Origin of the sequence: Bacillus sp. JNUCC-21 (assembly GCF_041222765.1) — a bacterium.
Taxonomy (GTDB): domain Bacteria; phylum Bacillota; class Bacilli; order Bacillales; family Bacillaceae; genus Bacillus; species Bacillus velezensis.
The window spans coordinates 3845684-3864393 of sequence record NZ_CP166019.1; the positions used below are offsets into that span (position 1 = coordinate 3845684).

General features: G+C 44.2%; 23 protein-coding genes. 11 read left to right on the plus strand and 12 right to left on the minus strand.

From position 1 onward, the window contains the following. Nucleotides 1-3: 3 nt before the first annotated feature. Together JNUCC21_RS19540 and JNUCC21_RS19545 are read right to left on the minus strand one after the other, a co-directional pair. Nucleotides 4-1380 carry a YncE family protein gene (locus JNUCC21_RS19540; protein ID WP_369878419.1) on the minus strand — a complete coding sequence of 459 codons (1377 nt, stop codon included), beginning with the start codon at nt 1378-1380 and terminating at the stop codon, nt 4-6. A 39-nt stretch (nt 1381-1419) separates the two neighbouring features. Then, on the minus strand, nt 1420-2775 hold the full coding sequence (locus JNUCC21_RS19545) for a YncE family protein (protein WP_039253463.1): 1356 nt from the start codon (nt 2773-2775) through the stop codon (nt 1420-1422). A gap of 230 nt (nt 2776-3005) precedes the next feature. On the opposite strand from JNUCC21_RS19545, the gene JNUCC21_RS19550 reads away from it, so the two are divergent. From JNUCC21_RS19550 to JNUCC21_RS19580, 7 genes are all read left to right on the plus strand, one after another. Beyond that, a complete protein-coding gene (locus JNUCC21_RS19550) occupies nt 3006-4151 on the plus strand; it encodes a tetratricopeptide repeat protein (RefSeq protein WP_033574379.1) in 1146 nt (381 codons plus the stop codon). After that, nucleotides 4135-4254: a PhrC/PhrF family phosphatase-inhibitory pheromone gene (locus JNUCC21_RS19555; protein WP_015240778.1), complete on the plus strand. Its 120-nt coding sequence runs from the start codon at nt 4135-4137 to the stop codon at nt 4252-4254. Before JNUCC21_RS19550 ends, JNUCC21_RS19555 begins: the two co-directional genes overlap by 17 nt. Nucleotides 4255-4450: 196 nt before the next feature. Continuing rightward, the gene (locus JNUCC21_RS19560) at nt 4451-4654 is read left to right on the plus strand and encodes a helix-turn-helix transcriptional regulator (protein WP_007407640.1); all 204 of its coding nucleotides are present in this window, start codon (nt 4451-4453) and stop codon (nt 4652-4654) included. A 13-nt stretch (nt 4655-4667) separates the two neighbouring features. Further along, the gene (locus JNUCC21_RS19565) at nt 4668-4871 is read left to right on the plus strand and encodes a hypothetical protein (protein ID WP_007407641.1); all 204 of its coding nucleotides are present in this window, start codon (nt 4668-4670) and stop codon (nt 4869-4871) included. Between the two features lie 34 nt (nt 4872-4905). Beyond that, nucleotides 4906-5091 (plus strand): DUF4177 domain-containing protein, encoded by a 186-nt coding sequence (locus tag JNUCC21_RS19570; protein ID WP_007407642.1) that lies wholly within the window; start codon nt 4906-4908, stop codon nt 5089-5091. 185 nt (nt 5092-5276) lie between these two features. Then, nucleotides 5277-5558 (plus strand): hypothetical protein, encoded by a 282-nt coding sequence (locus JNUCC21_RS19575; RefSeq protein ID WP_007407643.1) that lies wholly within the window; start codon nt 5277-5279, stop codon nt 5556-5558. Nucleotides 5559-5601: 43 nt separating this feature from the next. Beyond that, nucleotides 5602-6114 carry a stage II sporulation protein M gene (locus tag JNUCC21_RS19580; RefSeq protein WP_039253458.1) on the plus strand — a complete coding sequence of 171 codons (513 nt, stop codon included), beginning with the start codon at nt 5602-5604 and terminating at the stop codon, nt 6112-6114. Between the two features lie 590 nt (nt 6115-6704). Here the strand turns inward: JNUCC21_RS19580 and JNUCC21_RS19585 are convergent. The 3 genes from JNUCC21_RS19585 to speE all read right to left on the minus strand — a co-directional run bounded on the left by JNUCC21_RS19585 (nt 6705) and on the right by speE (nt 8852). Continuing rightward, nucleotides 6705-6923: a LuxR C-terminal-related transcriptional regulator gene (locus JNUCC21_RS19585; protein WP_003151056.1), complete on the minus strand. Its 219-nt coding sequence runs from the start codon at nt 6921-6923 to the stop codon at nt 6705-6707. A 167-nt stretch (nt 6924-7090) separates the two neighbouring features. Next, nucleotides 7091-7963 carry an agmatinase gene (gene speB, locus JNUCC21_RS19590; protein ID WP_007614448.1) on the minus strand — a complete coding sequence of 291 codons (873 nt, stop codon included), beginning with the start codon at nt 7961-7963 and terminating at the stop codon, nt 7091-7093. 58 nt (nt 7964-8021) lie between these two features. Then, a complete protein-coding gene (speE, locus tag JNUCC21_RS19595; protein ID WP_003151052.1) occupies nt 8022-8852 on the minus strand; it encodes a spermidine synthase in 831 nt (276 codons plus the stop codon). 199 nt (nt 8853-9051) lie between these two features. Between speE and JNUCC21_RS19600 the strand changes: the two genes are divergently transcribed. Continuing rightward, a complete protein-coding gene (locus JNUCC21_RS19600; RefSeq protein ID WP_369878420.1) occupies nt 9052-11124 on the plus strand; it encodes a transglycosylase domain-containing protein in 2073 nt (690 codons plus the stop codon). Between the two features lie 24 nt (nt 11125-11148). Here the strand turns inward: JNUCC21_RS19600 and JNUCC21_RS19605 are convergent, their stop codons facing one another. From JNUCC21_RS19605 to JNUCC21_RS19615, 3 genes are all read right to left on the minus strand, one after another. Continuing rightward, complete coding sequence (locus JNUCC21_RS19605) at nt 11149-11580, minus strand: hypothetical protein (RefSeq protein WP_072589676.1); 432 nt, start codon at nt 11578-11580, stop codon at nt 11149-11151. 143 nt (nt 11581-11723) lie between these two features. After that, a complete protein-coding gene (locus JNUCC21_RS19610) occupies nt 11724-12242 on the minus strand; it encodes a YwhD family protein (RefSeq protein ID WP_072589677.1) in 519 nt (172 codons plus the stop codon). A gap of 12 nt (nt 12243-12254) precedes the next feature. Beyond that, nucleotides 12255-12914, minus strand: a complete 660-nt coding sequence (locus tag JNUCC21_RS19615) for a site-2 protease family protein (protein WP_003151043.1) — start codon at nt 12912-12914, stop codon at nt 12255-12257. 105 nt (nt 12915-13019) lie between these two features. Between JNUCC21_RS19615 and JNUCC21_RS19620 the strand changes: the two genes are divergently transcribed. Further along, entirely contained in the window at nt 13020-13208 is a 189-nt protein-coding gene (locus tag JNUCC21_RS19620; protein ID WP_003151042.1) for a 2-hydroxymuconate tautomerase, read from the plus strand. A 37-nt stretch (nt 13209-13245) separates the two neighbouring features. Here the strand turns inward: JNUCC21_RS19620 and JNUCC21_RS19625 are convergent, their stop codons facing one another. Continuing rightward, entirely contained in the window at nt 13246-13665 is a 420-nt protein-coding gene (locus JNUCC21_RS19625) for a MarR family winged helix-turn-helix transcriptional regulator (RefSeq protein ID WP_012118692.1), read from the minus strand. A gap of 384 nt (nt 13666-14049) precedes the next feature. Between JNUCC21_RS19625 and JNUCC21_RS19630 the strand changes: the two genes are divergently transcribed. Further along, nucleotides 14050-15429, plus strand: coding sequence for an amino acid permease (locus JNUCC21_RS19630; RefSeq protein WP_032865071.1), 1380 nt, complete (start codon nt 14050-14052; stop codon nt 15427-15429). A gap of 64 nt (nt 15430-15493) precedes the next feature. Here JNUCC21_RS19630 and JNUCC21_RS19635 read toward each other — a convergent pair whose 3' ends face one another. From JNUCC21_RS19635 to JNUCC21_RS19645, 3 genes are all read right to left on the minus strand, one after another. Beyond that, entirely contained in the window at nt 15494-15994 is a 501-nt protein-coding gene (locus JNUCC21_RS19635; protein WP_007407653.1) for a YwgA family protein, read from the minus strand. A 39-nt stretch (nt 15995-16033) separates the two neighbouring features. Then, nucleotides 16034-17335, minus strand: coding sequence for an HD domain-containing protein (locus tag JNUCC21_RS19640; RefSeq protein ID WP_007407654.1), 1302 nt, complete (start codon nt 17333-17335; stop codon nt 16034-16036). 159 nt (nt 17336-17494) lie between these two features. Further along, nucleotides 17495-17719, minus strand: a complete 225-nt coding sequence (locus tag JNUCC21_RS19645; protein ID WP_003151034.1) for a DUF1450 domain-containing protein — start codon at nt 17717-17719, stop codon at nt 17495-17497. Between the two features lie 202 nt (nt 17720-17921). On the opposite strand from JNUCC21_RS19645, the gene JNUCC21_RS19650 reads away from it, so the two are divergent. Next, the gene (locus tag JNUCC21_RS19650; protein ID WP_012118695.1) at nt 17922-18695 is read left to right on the plus strand and encodes an RsfA family transcriptional regulator; all 774 of its coding nucleotides are present in this window, start codon (nt 17922-17924) and stop codon (nt 18693-18695) included. The last annotated feature ends 15 nt before the right edge of the window (nt 18696-18710 follow it).

Sequence of the window (18710 nt, forward strand, 5' to 3'; positions counted from 1 at the left end):
AAGCTACATCGCAATCGCTGACGGACCAGTCCCAACCGGAATCACCGTCATGGCTGTATAATCACTCGTGCGGTACACGGTTACGGTATTGTCGCCGGGCTGTGCTGCATAAATGTACTGATTATCAGGTGTTACGGCGAGGTCAAAGGCGCCGGGCAGAGACACGTTTGCAATGATCCTCTGTCCAGCCGTATTAACTACGTATAAGTTATTAATGAGAAACGGTTCACTATATGGCTCTAGAAAATAAGCCCTAGTGCTATCGCGAGAAAATACAATCGTCCTCAGAGTTTCAAATAAACGGTTGAAGTCGCCTCCCCTGCTTAATGGTGACAAACTGATCTCCGTTACCCCTTTCGGCAGCAGCTCACCATTCAACACATACGCAAAATTTCCAGCGTAAGGAGTGGCAATTAAACTGGGAAATTCAAATGTATCTATGATACTTTCTACCAACTGCCCAGTATTTACATCATATTTATCAACCGACCAACTGCTTCCATTAGCGGTATAGACATACTGTCCATTCGGATCAAGAGCAAAGTCTAAAGCGCCGGGTATCGGAATGACATCAATGACCGATTGAGAGGCCATGTTGATCATATATATAGATCCGGCGGCCATCACGTACGCGAACTCATCTGTTGAATCAAATTCAACCTTTCTCGGCCCTCCTCCAACAGTGACGGTATTTATGATGGTTAATGTTTTATTATCTAGCACTGAGACAAGGTTGGTATTCCCATGGAGGATATACGTGAAAGCTTTATCGAAAGTAACGCCTAGATTAGTTGGCACGTCAGAAAAAGGGATTGTTTTTACAACAGTGTTTAAATCTGAATCAATAACCGAAACCGTGCTGTCTCCTGAATTGGCTGTAAACACATACGATTGAGGGTCTGGCGGTGGCGGTAAAACAAGTGTCCCGGCCACCGTAAGCGGACTGCCGTAGAAAGGCGGTACAATGAGAAGATCTTCCACTGTTATTTGACTGAAATCAGGACAGCGGCCAGACTGCGCTGCATAATAAACAACTTGATCAATCTCTTCAGTATGAATCACAGAAACAGACCCGTCCCCTTGTCCATATTGATTTCGTACAGGCGACACACTGACAAGAAGCGTAACGGTCCCTTTTACTCTCACGGCATATCGAACACCGATATCTTCTGGTTCCGGCCCAGTCTGGATTAAGCAAGGCTCACTGATACATAATAAATGATCAGTACTCCATGTAACCGTCGCAGCTGCTTCGGCAGAATCAATGGTGAACCCCTCGGGAATGTCAATCGGCACTAGAAACGGCGCTTCTCTGCTAATTTCCTCATCACAAAAACAGAAACAATTTTCCTGTAAAGCAGACAGATCATTCTTTTTCATGAATTCACGTCCTTTTAGAAATGTACAGCATGCAGTTGGTTAAATCACAATATCTCCCGGTGAAACCCCAAGAGATATCACAGTTTCCACAGAATAATCATCCGTGTTGTAAACAGTGATGTTCTGCTCTAAAAAATGAGCAGCATACAGAAATTCGCCATTCGGAGTAAACGCAAAGTCTCTTGCCGATTGCGGAACATTTCCTATAACGCCTGCACCATTCGGACTGACAGCATATAAATTGCCAGTGAAGCTGTCATGTAAATACACCTCTGATCCACTCGTAAACATTACATATTGGCCATCAGGCTCCAGCTCTTGGGTAATGCTGATCGTAAACGTATTTAAGTCAATAACCGTCAAATAATTGAATAAGAATTCTTGTTCTAAGACATACGCATACCGCTCCGGCCAATTTGTTTCTATGGATGATACGATAAGCTCTCGTTCAATCGTTCCTGTGACTTCACCGGTGAATAGGTCCACTTTTTGCACTAAACCAAAATCAAGAACATAGGCGAATAACCCATTGGGATCAATTGCAAAATCAAATCCTTCCACAGGAATCGACCTATCCACAGTTAACGTATCAATTCCAATCACATAAATCGCAGTATCGCCGAGAACATAAGCAAACTCATGATTTGGGATACATTTTATCGATCTAGGCGGCTGATCCAGCAGTATGGATGCTGTCACTGTTAAAGTGTCATAATCGATGACAGAAATCACATTATTGTTGAAGTGCAAAACAAACACAGCACTTTTATCCGGAGTTATTTCAATACCTGTCGGCAGGTACGGTAGAGCAATCGTTGTCACAACAGTATGAGTGTTTGTATCAATCACAGAAACTGATTGATCATTTGGATTCGCTGTAAACGCATAAACGGGTTCCGGCTCAGGAACAAACACAATCGTGCCCGTCACCGATAAAGGACTGCCATAGAATGGCGGAACGACAACAAGGTTCTCGATCGTAATGTCACTGACATCCGGGCAATCATCGGGTTCATCAGAATAATAGACGACTTGGTCAATCTCTGCATTGCGGATGACAGAAACAGACCCGTTCCCTTGTCCATATTGATTTCGCACTGGTGAGACACTGACGAGAAGCGTAACAGTTCCCTGCAGGCGCACTGCGAATTGAACACCGATTTCATCAGGCTCTGGCCCCGTCTCAATGAAACAGCGTTCAATGACACAAGAAAGGCTGTCTGCATTCCACGTCACGTTTGCAACAGCTTCAGCCGGATCAACGACAAACCCCTCAGGCAATTCAATCGGCGCTTGAAACATCGCTTCACGGCTTGCTTCTTCCTCGCAAAAACATAAACATTCTTCTTGTGCGGCTCCTGCTTTTTCTTTAAAGGAAAGCTTGTTATTTCTCATATCTTCACTTCCTTTTCAGACATACACTGCTCACGCAGATACAACAGAATATGGGAAGGTGTATTTGTTTGCTTGTACAAATTGTGGGGATAATAGTGGATTTTTGAAATGATATCCGCAGACATGCGGTTTTAACGAAAGAAAACATTGCGGTATTTTTGCGCTATCCTTCCGAATGAAAATGATAAAATATGTCATATACATAACGTGGAAGGGAGGGATTCGGAATAGTGGCGAGTGTTTTATCATCTTCAGCGGTTGGAGAAAAAATCAACGAATGGTATATGTACATTCGAAGGTTCAGCATCCCGGACGCCGAGTACTTGCGGAGAGAAATCAAAGAAGAACTTGCAGGTCTGGAAGATGATCAGGATCTTCATCTATACTATTCTCTCATGGAATTCCGCCATAATCTGATGCTCGAATACCTCGAACCGCTGGAATCGCAGCGGATAGAAGAACAGCCTAGACTATCGGATCTGCTCGCGGATATTGATAAAAAGCAGGCCCGGCTGACCGGACGTCTTGATTATTATTTTAATTTTTTCCGGGGGATGTATGAGCTGGAATGCCGTGAATATCTTTCAGCGATTCAGTTTTTTAAGAAAGCTGAATATAAGCTTGATTTTGTCAAAGATTGTATCGAGAAAGCTGAATTTTATTTTAAGATGTCAGAGTCCTACTATTATATGAAACAGACTTATTTTTCTATGGATTATGCCCGGCAGGCTTATAAAATTTATCATAAGCAGGAGGCATATAATATAAGGGTGCTTCAGTGCCATTCATTGTTCGCTACCAACTTTCTTGACTTAAAGCAATATGATGAAGCAATTCAGCATTTTAAAAAGGCTTATGCCATGGCAGAGGCAGAACAGCAGCCACAATTAATGGGCCGGACTCTATATAATATCGGACTTTGTTTTAACAGCCAAGAAAATTACAAACCAGCCATTGATTACATAAAACGGGCAATAGCTGTTTTTGAAGATGGGAACATTATCACTTCTCTCCCGCAAGCCTATTTCTTAATCACACAAATACATTATAAAATCGGAAATATGGCCATAGCCAGACAATATCATGACAAAGGGGTATCTTATGCAGAGGAAGCAGAAGATTCCCTATATATAGTCGAGTATGAATTTTTAGAATCTTTATATGTCGGTGAGCCTGATGAAGAAGCAATCATGGAATGTTTTGACTTTCTCAGAGATAAATCGATGTATGCTGATCTTGAAGATTTTGCCTTAGATGTGGCAAAATATTATCATGAAAGAGAAAATTTCGAGAAGGCTTCCGCATATTTTTTAAAGGTGGAAGAAACAAGACAGCAGATTCAAGGAGGTGTGAAGTTGTATGAAATTGAAGTATAAATTAGCACTTACTTGCTTGGCAATAAGCACTGTTTTTGTTTCAGCCGACATCGCAAGTGCACCGAAACATCAATTTGAAGTTGCTCAGCGCGGAATGATTTAAATGATGATTACTTTTAGGCTTGCAGGTTAAACTGCAAGCCGTTTTTTATATAAACAACTAATTGCAAAAACAAAAAGTATACCTTAAAATTCAAATGTGTAAAAAGTATTTGACACATATACATATATTATTTAAAATAAATATATATAAATTTGAAAGTTTAAAATAAAAACAAAAATTTTTAAGGAGGGTTTTAGTGGATAACAATATTAAAAAACTTAGAACAGCAGCTGATATTTCACAAAATGATCTGGCTAAGCTCTGCAATGTGACCAGGCAAACCATCAATGCAATTGAAAATAATAAATATGACCCGACTTTAAGTCTGGCTTTTTCGATAGCTCACGCATTAAATACGGGAATAGATAAAGTATTCAACTATAACGCCAAAAAAAAGTAAGGGAGCGGTTCTTATGAAGAAAATGGATGAGATGCAAAAACACCAATCGGGTATAGCCGCCAGAATAGCATTTAGTTTTTATACTGTCGCTTTACTGATATGGTCATTAATAGATTATTTTAAAAACGGAAATACAGGATGGCAATTCCCAATACTTTTAATAGGCTGCGCGCTCTATTTATGGATTCAAGTTTATCATAATCGAAAAACAAGGTAACAATTCCAATACACTTCCGGAGGATTATACAGCAATGTACGAATATAAGTTCATAAAAGTAGAAGTAAACCGATGGAAAGGAAAGCCTAAAGAAGACTATAAAGAAATTATTGAAAAGTATTCGCAGCAAGGATGGAAGCTGGTTCAAATATTTGCTCCTCCTATTTCAGGTTATGGGGCAGCCGATTATTTTGATATTATTCTTGAAAAAAAAGTATAAATGTTTCAGTACAAAGAAAGCCGGATCATACATATGGTCCGGCTTTCTTTGTACTGAAATAAGCCAGCAGATACCTTAACGGATTTCACCTCTTAAATATTTTTTCGGAAATCCGCAATTCAAATAGCTTCCAATATATTTTATTATTTAACTTGCTGGGGATATTGAAAAAATTGGAGGAAAAAATGAGTCTACTTTTAAAAACACAAAATAGTAAAGCGATTTTTACATTAGTAGCATCAGGAATCATTGTTCTCGCTCTTTTCAGTATAAAACATAATCATTTAAGCATGGATGTCATCGATATTTTAAACAGAGCTGGAATAATAGCTCCTAGTTGGATTGTCAGTGCTATCACTGCAACGGGTTCAGTCCTGGCTATCATTACTGTTTTAGGATCTCTTGGTGCAGGCTTGCCATTAGCCGTTTTAGAACAATTGGCTGCAGCAAGTACAGCAGCAGCTTAATATAAAACATTAAATTCAATATCCCTGGCAGTCCCTTAAACGAATGGATGAAAATACTTTGTTTAAAAAGAACGTTTTAGTCAAATTGTACATACTCTGTCTGATCTTATTTTTAATTGCTTTATTTACAGCATATTTTTATACAGATCCCGCTTCAAATGTAAATAATCTAAATCGAAATATCCGTCCGGATTTTTTTCAGATTTTCTTTAATAATATTAAAGTAGCGAGTCTGCTTGTTTTTTTAGGCCCGTTGACGCTGTCGCTTGGCACGGTTGCTGTTTTAATTATTAATGGATTAATTTTAGGGAATGCGATAGGAAACATCAAAGACAATTTAAACCTTTTACTGCTTGTTATTCCCCATGGAATAATTGAAGTGCCGGTATTGCTTCTTGCAGCCTCTGTAGGAATGAAATTAACTTTGGATTTATTACTCCTCAAAATAAATTTAAAATTCACTTTTAAATATATTGGTATTATATTTCTCGGTTTAATGATAGCAGCTATGTTAGAAACATTTCTTACACCTATCTTTATAAAAGGAGCCTCTTAAGATTATGCAAATTGAATTATCCTCATTTAAGGAACGAAACATTAATTTTTTGTCCTCGTTTTTGTTTTATATTATCGGGTTAGCTTTTTATTTAAGTTCCCTTTTACCTTTTATGAAAAGTTTAATTCCCAAAAACATCCCTATACAAGTTGTTGAGCAAGTAAAACATTTAGATTATATCATTGCGATAGCCGCACTGTTTCTTTTAATGTTCGGGGTGATTTTTGAAGGATTTGTATTATTTCTCATTATAAATTTTCTTGGCGCTCAAATTAAGATTAAAACCTTTTATTCCCTATTTATGTTTTCTAACATCCCGGTCGCAATTAAGTTTTTTCTTATATCATTCAAAAACATTTTCGCAGAACATCCAAATACTAGTTTATTTTTCACAAGTAATCATTTGATTTTTTCTATCTTTGATTTGTTCAATATTGCATACTTATTTCTTTTGTTTATTCTTCTGAAATGGAGAACAAATTTGAACTACCTGACAATCTCAGTTTTTATTTTTACGGCATTCCTGTATAGAATGTTTTTTTAGCATATATAAATAAACCCCCTCAATAGGGGTTTTTCTTTCATTTCGTTCACTGTATACAGTTCCTTTTATATGCTTCCGAAACAATACCGACTCTAGTACTCACATTCCACTTTTTACAGAGACCGGCTATGATATATTCGACATTACGCTGCGAGTAGTTTAATGACTTAGCGATCTCTTTATTAGGTTTTTCAGCAATTATCAGTTTAATTACTGAAATTTCAATCTTTTTTAATTCCAATTCATTTTCTACTGCTGTTTTCATTCTAACTTCCTTTCTAAAGATGTATTTACTAAATAATACCCTATTATATAATTTTTATCAATAACATCAATGATTAATGGTAAAATAATATGTTGCTTTTACTAACTTCTAAGTAGTTTATATACAATATAAAAATCCCCCGCATGTTTCAAGCGGGGGAAATTCTTTTATTTCACAAACCCAAGCAGCATTTCACGAATCATCTTGCTTGCCGTGTTTGCGGTTTGTTCTGAGTGGTCATAGACCGGCGCGACTTCTACGAGGTCAGCGCCTTTTACGTTGACTTCTGAGCGCGCGATTTCATGGATGGACGCGAGCAATTCTTTAGACGTGATGCCTCCTGCGTCAACCGTGCCCGTTCCCGGCGCATGAGCGGGATCAAGAACGTCGATATCGATGGTGACATAAACAGGGCGTCCCGCAAGCTGCGGCAGCACTTTTTTCAGCGGCTCAAGCACTTCAAACTTAGAAATGTGCATGCCGTTTTCTTTCGCCCATTCAAATTCTTCCTTCATTCCGGAACGGATGCCGAATGAAAATACATTTTGCGGCCCGATGAGCTCGGCCGCTTTGCGGATCGGAGTAGAGTGGGAAAGCGGTTCGCCTTCATAATCCGTGCGCAGGTCGGTGTGCGCGTCAAAATGAATGATGGCAAGGTCCGGAAACTTCTTATACATGGCTTTTATGACAGGCCATGATACAAGGTGCTCCCCTCCCATGCCGAGCGGGAACTTTCCTTTTTCTAAAATGCTGTCCACGTATTCTTCAATCATATCAAGGCTTCTTTGCGGATTGCCGAACGGAAGCGGAATATCGCCGGCGTCAAAGAAATTCAAATCAGCCAAGTCACGGTCGAGATACGGGCTGTATTCTTCAAGACCGATAGACACCTCGCGGATTCTCCCCGGGCCGAAACGCGAACCCGGACGGTAGCTGACCGTCCAATCCATCGGCATGCCATAAAGGATGGCGTCCGCCTCTTTCCAGTCGGGGCGGCTTGCGATAAATACTTTTCCTGAATATGCTTCATCAAACCTCATGATAAAACCCTCGCTTTCCTGTAAAAAAGCGCAAGATTCGCTCCTGCGCCGTACGTTTTTATTTGATTAAGTCGCTCACAAATTTCGGAAGAACAAATGCCGCTTTGTGAAGCTCTTTCGTGTAATATTTCGTGTCGATGTCAAAGAAACGGCTGTCCTCCACTTCAAGCGGATCGTACTTTTTAGAACCGATCGTAAATGTCCACAGGCCGCTCGGGTACGTCGGGATATTAGCCGTATACAGGCGGGTGATCGGGAAGATTTCTTTCACGTCACGCTGAACGTTTGTAATCAGTTCCGGTGTAAACCACGGGTTGTCCGTCTGCGCGACGAAGATGCCGTCTTCTTTTAACGCCTTGGAAATTCCGGCATAGAAGCCTTTTGAGAACAGATTGACGGCCGGTCCGACCGGTTCTGTTGAATCAACCATGATGACGTCATACTCATTTTCTGATTTCGCGATGTGCATGAAACCGTCATCGACTCTCACGTCGACGCGCGGATCATCAAGCTTGCCCGCAATGGACGGAAGGAATTTTTTAGAGTATTCAATAACCTTGCCGTCAATGTCGACAAGCGTCGCTTTTTTTACGCTTGGGTGCTTCAGAATCTCTCTGATGACACCGCCGTCTCCGCCGCCGACAACGAGGACGTTTTCCGGATTCGGGTGCGTAAATAACGGGACGTGCGCAACCATTTCATGATAGACGAATTCATCTTTTTCAGAAGTCATGACCATTCCGTCTAAGAACAGCATGTTGCCGAATTCTTCTGTCTCCACCATTTCCAGATGCTGAAATTCCGTCTGTTCCGTATGTAATGTTTGTTTCACCTTTAATGTAATGCCGAAATTCTTCGTCTGCTTCTCCGTATACCAAAGCTCGCTCAATTGTCATCTCCCTTTCAAGGCTTATTTCATTTATTGTAAGCGTCTGTATCGCTTTTATTCCGGTTAAAATCTCATTTTCACCTAAGGAAAAAGTATAGAGGATGGCGGGGAAAAAGTAAAGAAGTGTCCGGTTTGATATGTTTAAAAAACCCCCTTTTTTCACATAATAATAGAATCATGAAAAAGGGGGTTCCCAAAAGTGGATAAAGTATCTGGAAAACAGCTCAGAATCACATTCAAAATCATCCGCGCCTGCATCTTTCTGACACTGATCGGCGGAATGCTGGCCGGCGTCTGCTTCACATCCGTTCTTCTTGCAGCGAAATGGCAGGGGGCCCCCTCCGTCCGGGTTCCTCAGTCTACGATTCTTTATGCAAATGACGGCTCAAAGCTAGGTGAGACCGATTTTGGGGAAAAGCGCTACTGGGTCCGGTTAAAAGATATCAATCCGATAGCGGTGCAGGCCGCCATAGCGGTGGAGGATCAAAACTTTTACAATCACCACGGTTTTGATTACCGGCGGATGGCCGCCGCCGCGCTGGCTGACATAAAGGCAATGGCCAAGGTTCAGGGCGCAAGCACCATCACCCAGCAATACGCGAGAAATCTCTACCTTGAGCATGATAAGACATGGAAACGTAAATGGAATGAAGCCTTTTACACGATCCGCCTTGAACAGAACTATTCTAAAAACGAGATTTTAGAAGGTTATGTAAATACGATATATTACGGCCACGGCGCATATGGAATTGAAGCCGCCTCGCGCCTGTATTTCGGCAAACACGCCAAAGATCTGAACGATGCGGAAGCCGTGCTCTTGGCGGGCATACCGAAAGGCCCGTCCGGCTATTCGCCATATGTCAGCGAAAAGAAGGCCAAACAGCGCCAGGAAACCATTCTCCGACTGATGATCGGCCAAAAAATGATCTCAAAAGAAAAGGCGGAAAGGCTTAAGAAAACGCCGCTTGCCTATCAGCCGCTGAAAAACAGAACCGCAGCGAAAACGGCGCCTTATTTTTACGATGATGCGATGAAAGAACTCGAGAAAAAGCTCGGCATGACGCGCGAACAGCTCGCAACGAGCGGATTGCGTGTTTATACGACGCTTGATAAGCGCATGCAGCGGATTGCGGAAAACACTGTGGCACATACGATCCGTACCGGCTCTGACATTCAGGTCGGCTTTTCCGCGATTGATCCGGCAACAGGGCGCGTGCTTGCGCTTCTCGGCGGACGTGACTACGAAAAAAGCCCGTTTGACCGGGCGACACAGGCGAAACGGCAGCCGGCTTCCACGATCAAGCCGCTTTTGTACTACAAAGCGATTCAAAGCGGCTTTACACCGGTCACGCTGATGAAAAGCGAAGCCACAGAGTTCCAGATTGACGACAACGGAAATACTTATTCTCCAAGCAATTACAACGGCTACTACGCCAATAAACCGATTACGCTGCTTCAGGCGCTTGCGTTATCAGACAACATTTATGCCGTGAAGACCCATCTCTTTCTCGGCATGAATAAGCTCGTGTCGGCTGCAAAGGAATTCGGCATCAGCGAACATTTAAAGCCTCTTCCGTCTCTGGCGCTCGGAACTGAACCCGTGCGCCCGATTGAGATGGTTAATGCCTACGCGATGCTCGTAAACGGGGGAAAACAAATCACCCCTTCCTTTATCACAAAAGTGACGGATACCGCCGGCAACATCTTGTATGAACAGCCGCGCGGACATCAGCAGACGCTTGATAAAAAAGCCGCTTTTGTGACGGCGAGCATGATGACGGGCATGTTTGATCAGGATTTAAACGGCTATACTTCCGTCACGGGACGCACCATTTCTGACCGGCTGACACGAACCTATGGCGGTAAATCAGGCACGACGAGCGCAGACAGCTGGATGATCGGCTTTAACCCGGCTCTTGCCGCCGGTGTATGGACAGGCTATGACAAAAGCAGCACGATTGATTCAGTAGAGGAAAAAAGCTATGCGAAGACGATTTGGGCGGACTTTATGGAGAAGGCGCTCGAAGGAGAACCGGAAATAGCGCTTAAACCGCCGAAGGGCGTCACGGGCGTCTATATCGATCCCGCTTCCGGCTACACTTCGGGACCCGGCTGCGCCGCAAAGCATTATACGTATTTCATCGCAGGCACTGAGCCCGCGGATGTGTGCTACGGACCGGAACCTTCTAAAAAAGAAAAGGAACACGCCCCCGCCCGCAAAGAAGCTCCGCGCAAAAAGTGGTGGGATAAGTGGCTCGGCAAAAAAGACTGAGCCCGGTGCATTGCGCGCCGGGCTTTAATCCGCGTCTTCCTCAAGCACCCACGGGAGCAAGAGTGAAAAGTCGAGATGGATAATAGGGTCAGGAAAACCCTTCGGTATAAAAAATGTTGTACTCGGCAATGAAAACGAAAAGCGGATATCTCCCGCCCTCTCGATATGAAACTTCGGCCAGCCTTCCCTAAGCCTGCCGACAATCGGATAGCTGCCCGCATAATGATGCAGGCCGTCTTCCTTTCCATGCTCCCCCAAGTCGTGACAGACAGCCGGACGAATCCCAAACTGCGTAAACAATCTTGTTTTCTCGGCGGGAAGGAGATTCACCGCCTCGGAAAAGTTCCGGCAGCTCCCGCAATCGCAAGGATCAGGCCATGATTTTTCGTATTGTTTTCTCGTTTCCTCCGCATCTGCTTCAATGACCCATGGCCCGATTTCAAAGACGGTGAACATGATGAAACCTCCGCGTAAACATGAAAAACCCCGAGTCTTGGTTCGGCTCGGGGCTTTCCATGTCCTGATTCTGTATCAACAGTTTACTCAGTACAATTGCAAAATAGTGCAAATATTTATAAAGTTCACAAAAAGTTCACAAATTATTTTTCTTCCGGAAGCAGACCTGTTTTCAATTCATCGGATGAACGTTCCCAGAGCCCTTGGTCATGCTTCTGCAGAAATTCAGCAAGCACCTGCTTTGAGCTGGCGTCCATTTTGTCCACGATAATGCAGCGCTTCATTGATTTATCCATTAAATTCACATGCTCCGGCAATGACTTATAGCCTCTGCGGATACTTCTGTCCACGGTCATTTCACAAGCCGTCACACCCGCGTAAAAAGGGCCTTCTTCTTTTCTGTCGATGGTGACCCACACGAGCCAGTACGGTTTTCCGTTCGGCACTTCATCTTTGTTCGGCAGGAATTTGATGCCTTTTTCAACGACACTGCGGGCATGCATGGCGCCGATGTCAACGAAGGCTTCCTTCTCTTCCACATCGACAAATACCGGAGAAATATTGTCAAGGCTCAGCGCCCCGGCGCCAAAACCGCCATGTCCGTCGGTCGGATCACTTTTAATAATATTAAATCCGATTGTTTTCTTCTTTTTTTCTTCCATGAAAATACCCTCCTACAAAAGCGGTTGAAATATAATGGCAAATACCTTGAGAATCCAGTCTCTCCCCTCGCTTAACAGCGGCCACACGACATAGGAGCCGACCGGTGTCACAAACAGCACGAGAAACACGATAATCCCGTAGCTCTCAAACTGAGTCATTTTGGCGCGCACCCGCGGCGGCACGAGATCCTCAATAATCCGGTAGCCGTCAAGCGGAGGAAGCGGCAGCAGGTTGAATAAACACAGCGCGAGATTCAGCTGAATCCAAATAGAGAAAAAGCGGTCAAGCCCCATGCTGAATGCAGAAAGCAGCTCCATTCCGTAAGCATGCATCAACACTAGCAAAAAGAAACCGATAAAGGCAAGAAGCAGGTTGCTTACAGGCCCGGCGACGGAAACCAGCACTCCCGCCAGCCGCGGTCTTTTAAAGGCGCGGCGGTTCACCGGCACCGGACGGGCCCAGCCGAAACCCGCGACCAAAATTAGAATCGTTCCGAAAACATCAAGATGTTTAATCGGATTGAGCGTTAATCTGCCCTGCCTCGCCGCGGTATCGTCTCCGAACCGATACGCGACATACGCGTGCGCCAGTTCATGCATCGTAAATGCCACAATCAGCGTAATCACGACATAGGGCATAAGCTCCAGCGGATAATATAAAAATCTGTCCAAATGTAAAAATCCCCTTTTTTAAAAAATGCAAGATTGTCCTTCATTCAGTATACTATAAGTGACCTCTCTTCCAAAGTGAGGAAACGATAAAGGAGGATCAGCACCATGCCGCTCGTAACCGTTAAAATGCTTGAAGGCCGCACAGATGAACAAAAACGGAATCTGGTTGAAAAAGTGACAGAAGCCGTAAAAGAAACGACAGGCGCAGCCGAAGAAAAGATCATTGTCATGATTGAAGAAATGAGAAAGGATCATTACGCCGTCGCCGGCAAACGGATCAGCGATACGGAGTAATCCTTGATAATGGCCGGCGCTGCTATGTCAGGCCGGCTTATTTCATTACTTTTTCAACGAGGCTGAAAAAGGTATTCTTTTCTTCTTCTGTCAATGCTTCGAACAGCTCGTCAATGAGCATCTGCCGGTTTTCAATCATTTGCATGGCCGCCATTTTTCCCGATTCGGAAAGCGTCATCCATACCGTGCGTCGGTCTTCGTTATTTCTCGACCTTTCCACGAAACCCTCTTTTTCTAAGTGATTCAGAGCGGTTGTCGTGGCTGAAGGCGATAATGTGACTTCCTGCAATATATCTTTAATCGTGCACGTGCCGTGCCGGTAAATAATCCTGAGAATAAATCCTCTGATATTGTTTATACTCTTCGGAATTGTCGCCTCATCAAGCTTTTTCGTGCTCTTTAAATATTTCGTGAGCGCGTAATCCAGTACATTTGCTTGTAATATATCGTGCTTCATGCAGAAACTCCCCATTTCAAGATGCATCCATCATCATTGTTTGTTTTTTATTACATTTTACTGATACCTTACGGAGAAAGTCAAAATTCCGGCCGGAAAGCCCACAACTTTTATCCTGCCCTATACAGACTATTATCTCCTGCTTTTTTACCCATCCCTTTTATGCAATGCTGGTTTTATAGACATGATTCAGGTAAAATCATTAAGGGTGACTGCGTTTGACGGAAAGGATAATCTGATCGGATGCGGCAGACAATATGACTGGAAAAGAAACGGAACAGACGGGGAAACAGAACACAGGATTGTCGATTACACAGAAGATGTGACACGGGTAAAAGCCAAAGAGGCCCTCTTGGCTTTTACTTTTGGATGGAGGGATGCGTGTTGCGGAATATCCTACAAAAAAAAGACATCACCCAGCTGCTTGAACAAAGCAGAAACAGGCAGACTGCCAAAACGATGGGTGGATTTGATTTAACATTACTGGGCATCGGCGCCGTCATCGGGACGGGCGTCATGGTTCTTACAGGCATTACGGCCGCGAAAAACGCCGGGCCTTCCGTAATCTTTTCTTTTATCATTGCAGCCGTTGTCTGCAGCCTTGCAGCATTATGTTACGCCGAAATCGCTTCTGTTCTCCCGGTTTACGGAAGTGCCTATATTTACTCTTACACTACCATGGGAGAAATTGTCGGCCATTTAATGGGCTGGACGCTCTTATCCGTTTATATGGTGACGGCGTCGGCGGTGGCAAGCGGCTGGTCAAGTTATTTTAATAATCTGTTAGCCGAAATCGGCATGCCTTTGCCGGACAGTCTGCTGCACGTGCCGAGCCAGGGGGGCATCGTCAACCTTCCTGCCATCATCATTACTCTATTAATTGCCGTCGTTCTGTCACGCGGCTCTAAAGAGAGCAAAACCTTTAATAATATAATGGTTCTCGTAAAAATCGGAATTGTTTTGCTGTTTATCATCACAGGAAGCTTTTTTGTAAAGCCGGGCAATTGGCATCCTTTTATGCCTTTTGGAATCAAAGGCGTCATTACGGGGGCTTCTGCCGTCTTTTTTGCGTTTCTCGGATTTGACGCGATTTCCGCTTCGGCTGAAGAAGTCAAAAAACCGCAGCGCAACCTGCCGATCGGTATTATCGGTTCACTGGTGATCTGTACATTGGTATACGTCATCGTCTGTCTCGTCATGACGGGGATGGTTCCGTATTCACAGCTTAATGTGCCGGAAGCCATGTCTTATGTGCTGCAGTCTGTCGGACAAAACGCGGTGGCGGGCGTTATCGCTGCCGGTGCGGTGATCGGACTGATGGCCGTCGTTCTCGCCCATACCTATGCGGCGACCCGTATATCTTTTGCGATGGCAAGAGACGGAATGCTGCCGAAAGTCTTTACCATTGTCGGAAAGAAATCGGGAGCGCCGATCTTTAATACGTGGCTGATCGGACTGATCAGCGCATGCATCGCGGGTTTTGTTGATCTGAAAGAGCTGTCAGATCTCTCAAACATCGGCGCGCTATTGACATTTGCCATGGTCAGTCTGTCCGTGCTGATTCTGCGCCGCACCCATAAGGATCTGCCACGGGGATTTAAAGTGCCTTTTGTACCCGTTCTGCCGATTTTGGCCATTATCTGCTGTTTGTTTTTAATGGTCAATCTGCCGCTGAAAACGTGGCTTTATTTTGCCGTCTGGCTGATCATCGGCGTGATCGTTTACTTTTTATATTCGTACAAGCACAGCAAATTGAGACAATAAACAAAACCAGGCCCGCTTTATCGCGGCCTGGTTTTTTCATCAAAAAAGACGAAAGCCATCGCCTTTAACAAATGTGTTTCAGCTCTTCTATGTAGTGAAGCGCCTCATCATATTCTTCATCCGTATATTTCTGTTTGCTTTTTATCGTAAACACTTTCTCTTTCTTTTCCTCAGCTTCAAGGCCGTCAAAATACAAAATCGTAGACACCAGCTCCAAAAACCGGGATGAGCGGCTGTTGACGCTGTCGATGTACTTCTTCATATCCGGCATCGTAAGCTCCGCATGATGTAAAAACTCGGCTCCCGTCTCCGTCAGCGAGTACCGGTATTGAAAGTAGCCGCCCTTTTTTTCCTTCACCTCATCCAGAAACCCAAGATTGCACAGCTCTTCAATTCGAAGCGTCAGTTCTTCGGAATACGGGCCGTAAAAATGAAAATCATATTTTTCGTAGAAAGGATACTGCATTTTCTTCGCGATATAAATGATTTTCTGCAGCTTTTTCCGCCCGATGATTTCTCCAGAATCCGAGAACACCTTCATCAGTTTTGCATGTTCTTTCAACAAATTCCCGACATCTCCTTTTCCTTCTTTACCAAAATCCTTCTATGTCAGTCCCAGCAGCTGCCGGATTTTTAATTTTGCTTCAGGGTTTTCTGAATCGTCACAAATGAGGTCCATCGGATAGTAGAGCTTATGGTCCGTCCGGCGTTTGCCCGAAATGGATTCGACAATGGCGGACTGCCTGGACAGCTCTTTGATCTGGCCCTTCTGCGTTAACAGGTGAATCGGCAGACGCTCCTCCTCTTCACCCGGCCGGTAAAAATCATACGGCAGATCCGATGAAGAATCGACCACTAAATAGTAATTGGGATCAATTCCCGCCTCTTTAAACAGAGCGGTCAGTTCAAAATAAGCCGACATTTCCTCATTGGGGTTAAATTCGGCATATTGAAACAGCTGGCGGTTAATGAAGCGGCGGCACAAGTCGGACAGAATCGGGTCCTCTTCTTCTTCCCAAGCTTGGAAATAATATAAAATGATGGCTTCATCAAGCTTCAGATAATCCGCAAGCGTCAGCTTCCCTTCAAAAATGGAATAAAAATGAACGGGAGCATGAGTGAAGATATACCCTTCTTCATGGAGCTGCTTCGCACGGTGGAGAATTTTCGTCAAAATGACTTCAGCGCTTCTCGTCACGGGATGAAAATACACCTGCCAGTACATTTGATAGCGGCTCATAATATAGTCTTCGACGGCGTGCATGCCGCTTTGCTTAATGACGATTTGGTCCTCTCGCGGACGCATCACCCTTAAAATCCGTTCCATATCAAAATGTCCGTAGCTGACGCCCGTATAGTATGCGTCCCGCTGAAGGTAATCCATCCTGTCGGCGTCAATCTGGCTCGAAATCAAGCTGACCACCTGTTTGTTTTTGTATGTTTTGGCAATGACTTCGGCAACATCCTGCGGAAATCCCGGTCCCGCCTTTCTGAGAACCTGATTCACCTCGGTGTCGCCGAGAATGATTTCCCTCGTATAGTCTTCATGATCCAGATGAAAAACCTTTTCAAAGGAATGCGAAAACGGCCCATGTCCCAAATCGTGCAAAAGCGCGGCGCTGAGACAGAGTTCGCGTTCATTGTCATCCCATTCAGGACGCCCTTTAAAAACATCATCAACCATTCGTCTGACAATCTCATAGACGCCGAGAGAATGGTTAAAACGGCTGTGTTCCGCGCCGTGAAACGTCAAATACGTCGTACCGAGCTGTTTGATCCGGCGCAGCCGCTGAAATTCACGGGTGCCGATCAAATCCCAGATCAGCTTGTCCCGCACATGAACATAGCGGTGAACGGGATCTTTAAACACTTTTTCTTCTGATAATTTTCCGTTTGGATACGCCATCGTCATTCCCTCTTTTTTTTAGCCGTGATTCTATTATATCGGCTCTGTAATTTGAAAACATCCTTGAATTTGTCCGGCGTTTTGTTCCAGTTTTCCGTCATTGATTTTTTGAAGCAAAAAAGCCTGACCCATCGGGCGAGGCTGTCGTAAAATACACATTTACTTTTTGATCTTCTTTTTCACTTTCTCAATCAGCTCGTCCTCAGTCGGCGCCGACAGCGGGCGGTTGTTTACGAAAGCAAACGATTTTTTGCGTCCGGGCCCGCAATATGACTGACATCCGACCTCCACTTTTGCATCCGGGTCAGCTTCTTTCAAACGCGGCAGCAAAGTCTTAATATTGGTGGCCTGGCAATCATCACACACTCGGAATTCATTAGCCATGATGTACGCTTCCCTTCATTCAATGTTCCTCTATGTTAAATCTTAATTTTAAAAACGAAAAAAATCACATCACATCTCATTGTACAAGGATTCATCTTATCCTGCAAGGCTCTGCGTATCTCTCATTCTTTCAGCCAATTTGTATAAATATTTTCCAATCTGGACATTCTAATACCATCAAAGATATTGGGGGTTGAGAACATTGACAAAACAAAGACAGGACGCCTGGTCGGAGGAAAACGACCTGCTGCTTGCGGAAACCGTGCTCCGGCACGTCCGGGAAGGAAGCACGCAGCTGAACGCCTTTGAAGAGGTAGGCGATAAATTAAACAGAACGTCGGCAGCGTGCGGTTTCAGATGGAATGCCGTCGTGCGCCATCAATACGAAAAAGCGCTTCAGCTTGCCAAAAAACAGCGGAAACAGCGGATGCGCGCGCTCGGAAACGGCCAGCCGGCCAAGAAGAAACTATTATATCAGCCGCCTGCACCGGATGCGGACATCATGCAGGAAACCGCAGCCGAAGAGACGGTTCAAACGGAAGCGCCAAAAGAGGATCGGCAAGCCGTCATGTCCGGCGAACATATGCCTTATGTCGATGAAAGCTTCAAGGAAGAGTTAGCTAGTTTATCACATTTGCTGGCGCCTCAGCAGCCGAGCCAAAAGGCGGAGCTCACAATGGCAGACGTCATTCAATTTCTGCAGAGCTATGAAGGCAGCGGAAAGCAAACTTCCGCCCTGCAAATGGAAAATGACCGTTTAAAACGGGAAAACCAAGAACTTCAGTCTAAAACCGAGCAGCTGGAAGCGGCCGTCGAAAAGCTTGAAAAAGATCAAAAAACCATTCAGGAAGACTACGAAACCTTGGTAAAAATTATGAACAGAGCCAGAAAACTAGTTTTATTTGAAGACGACGAACATGCCTCTCCGTCCTTTAAAATGGACCGGAACGGCAATTTAGAAAAAATGGCCGAATAACGGAAAAACCCCTTT

What these genes read in the sequence shown, in the direction of transcription:
- JNUCC21_RS19620 (WP_003151042.1), top strand. Translation starts at nt 13,020, where the DNA reads ATGCCGCTCGTAACCGTTAAAATGCTTGAAGGCCGCACAGATGAACAA.
- JNUCC21_RS19625 (WP_012118692.1), bottom strand. Translation starts at nt 13,665, where the DNA reads ATGAAGCACGATATATTACAAGCAAATGTACTGGATTACGCGCTCACG.
- JNUCC21_RS19540 (WP_369878419.1), bottom strand. Translation starts at nt 1,380, where the DNA reads ATGAAAAAGAATGATCTGTCTGCTTTACAGGAAAATTGTTTCTGTTTT.
- JNUCC21_RS19565 (WP_007407641.1), top strand. Translation starts at nt 4,668, where the DNA reads ATGAAGAAAATGGATGAGATGCAAAAACACCAATCGGGTATAGCCGCC.
- JNUCC21_RS19605 (WP_072589676.1), bottom strand. Translation starts at nt 11,580, where the DNA reads ATGTTCACCGTCTTTGAAATCGGGCCATGGGTCATTGAAGCAGATGCG.
- speB (WP_007614448.1), bottom strand. Translation starts at nt 7,963, where the DNA reads ATGAGGTTTGATGAAGCATATTCAGGAAAAGTATTTATCGCAAGCCGC.
- JNUCC21_RS19640 (WP_007407654.1), bottom strand. Translation starts at nt 17,335, where the DNA reads ATGGCGTATCCAAACGGAAAATTATCAGAAGAAAAAGTGTTTAAAGAT.
- JNUCC21_RS19545 (WP_039253463.1), bottom strand. Translation starts at nt 2,775, where the DNA reads ATGAGAAATAACAAGCTTTCCTTTAAAGAAAAAGCAGGAGCCGCACAA.
- JNUCC21_RS19555 (WP_015240778.1), top strand. Translation starts at nt 4,135, where the DNA reads ATGAAATTGAAGTATAAATTAGCACTTACTTGCTTGGCAATAAGCACT.
- JNUCC21_RS19645 (WP_003151034.1), bottom strand. Translation starts at nt 17,719, where the DNA reads ATGGCTAATGAATTCCGAGTGTGTGATGATTGCCAGGCCACCAATATT.
- JNUCC21_RS19575 (WP_007407643.1), top strand. Translation starts at nt 5,277, where the DNA reads ATGAGTCTACTTTTAAAAACACAAAATAGTAAAGCGATTTTTACATTA.
- JNUCC21_RS19580 (WP_039253458.1), top strand. Translation starts at nt 5,602, where the DNA reads ATGGATGAAAATACTTTGTTTAAAAAGAACGTTTTAGTCAAATTGTAC.
- JNUCC21_RS19570 (WP_007407642.1), top strand. Translation starts at nt 4,906, where the DNA reads ATGTACGAATATAAGTTCATAAAAGTAGAAGTAAACCGATGGAAAGGA.
- JNUCC21_RS19585 (WP_003151056.1), bottom strand. Translation starts at nt 6,923, where the DNA reads ATGAAAACAGCAGTAGAAAATGAATTGGAATTAAAAAAGATTGAAATT.
- JNUCC21_RS19610 (WP_072589677.1), bottom strand. Translation starts at nt 12,242, where the DNA reads ATGGAAGAAAAAAAGAAGAAAACAATCGGATTTAATATTATTAAAAGT.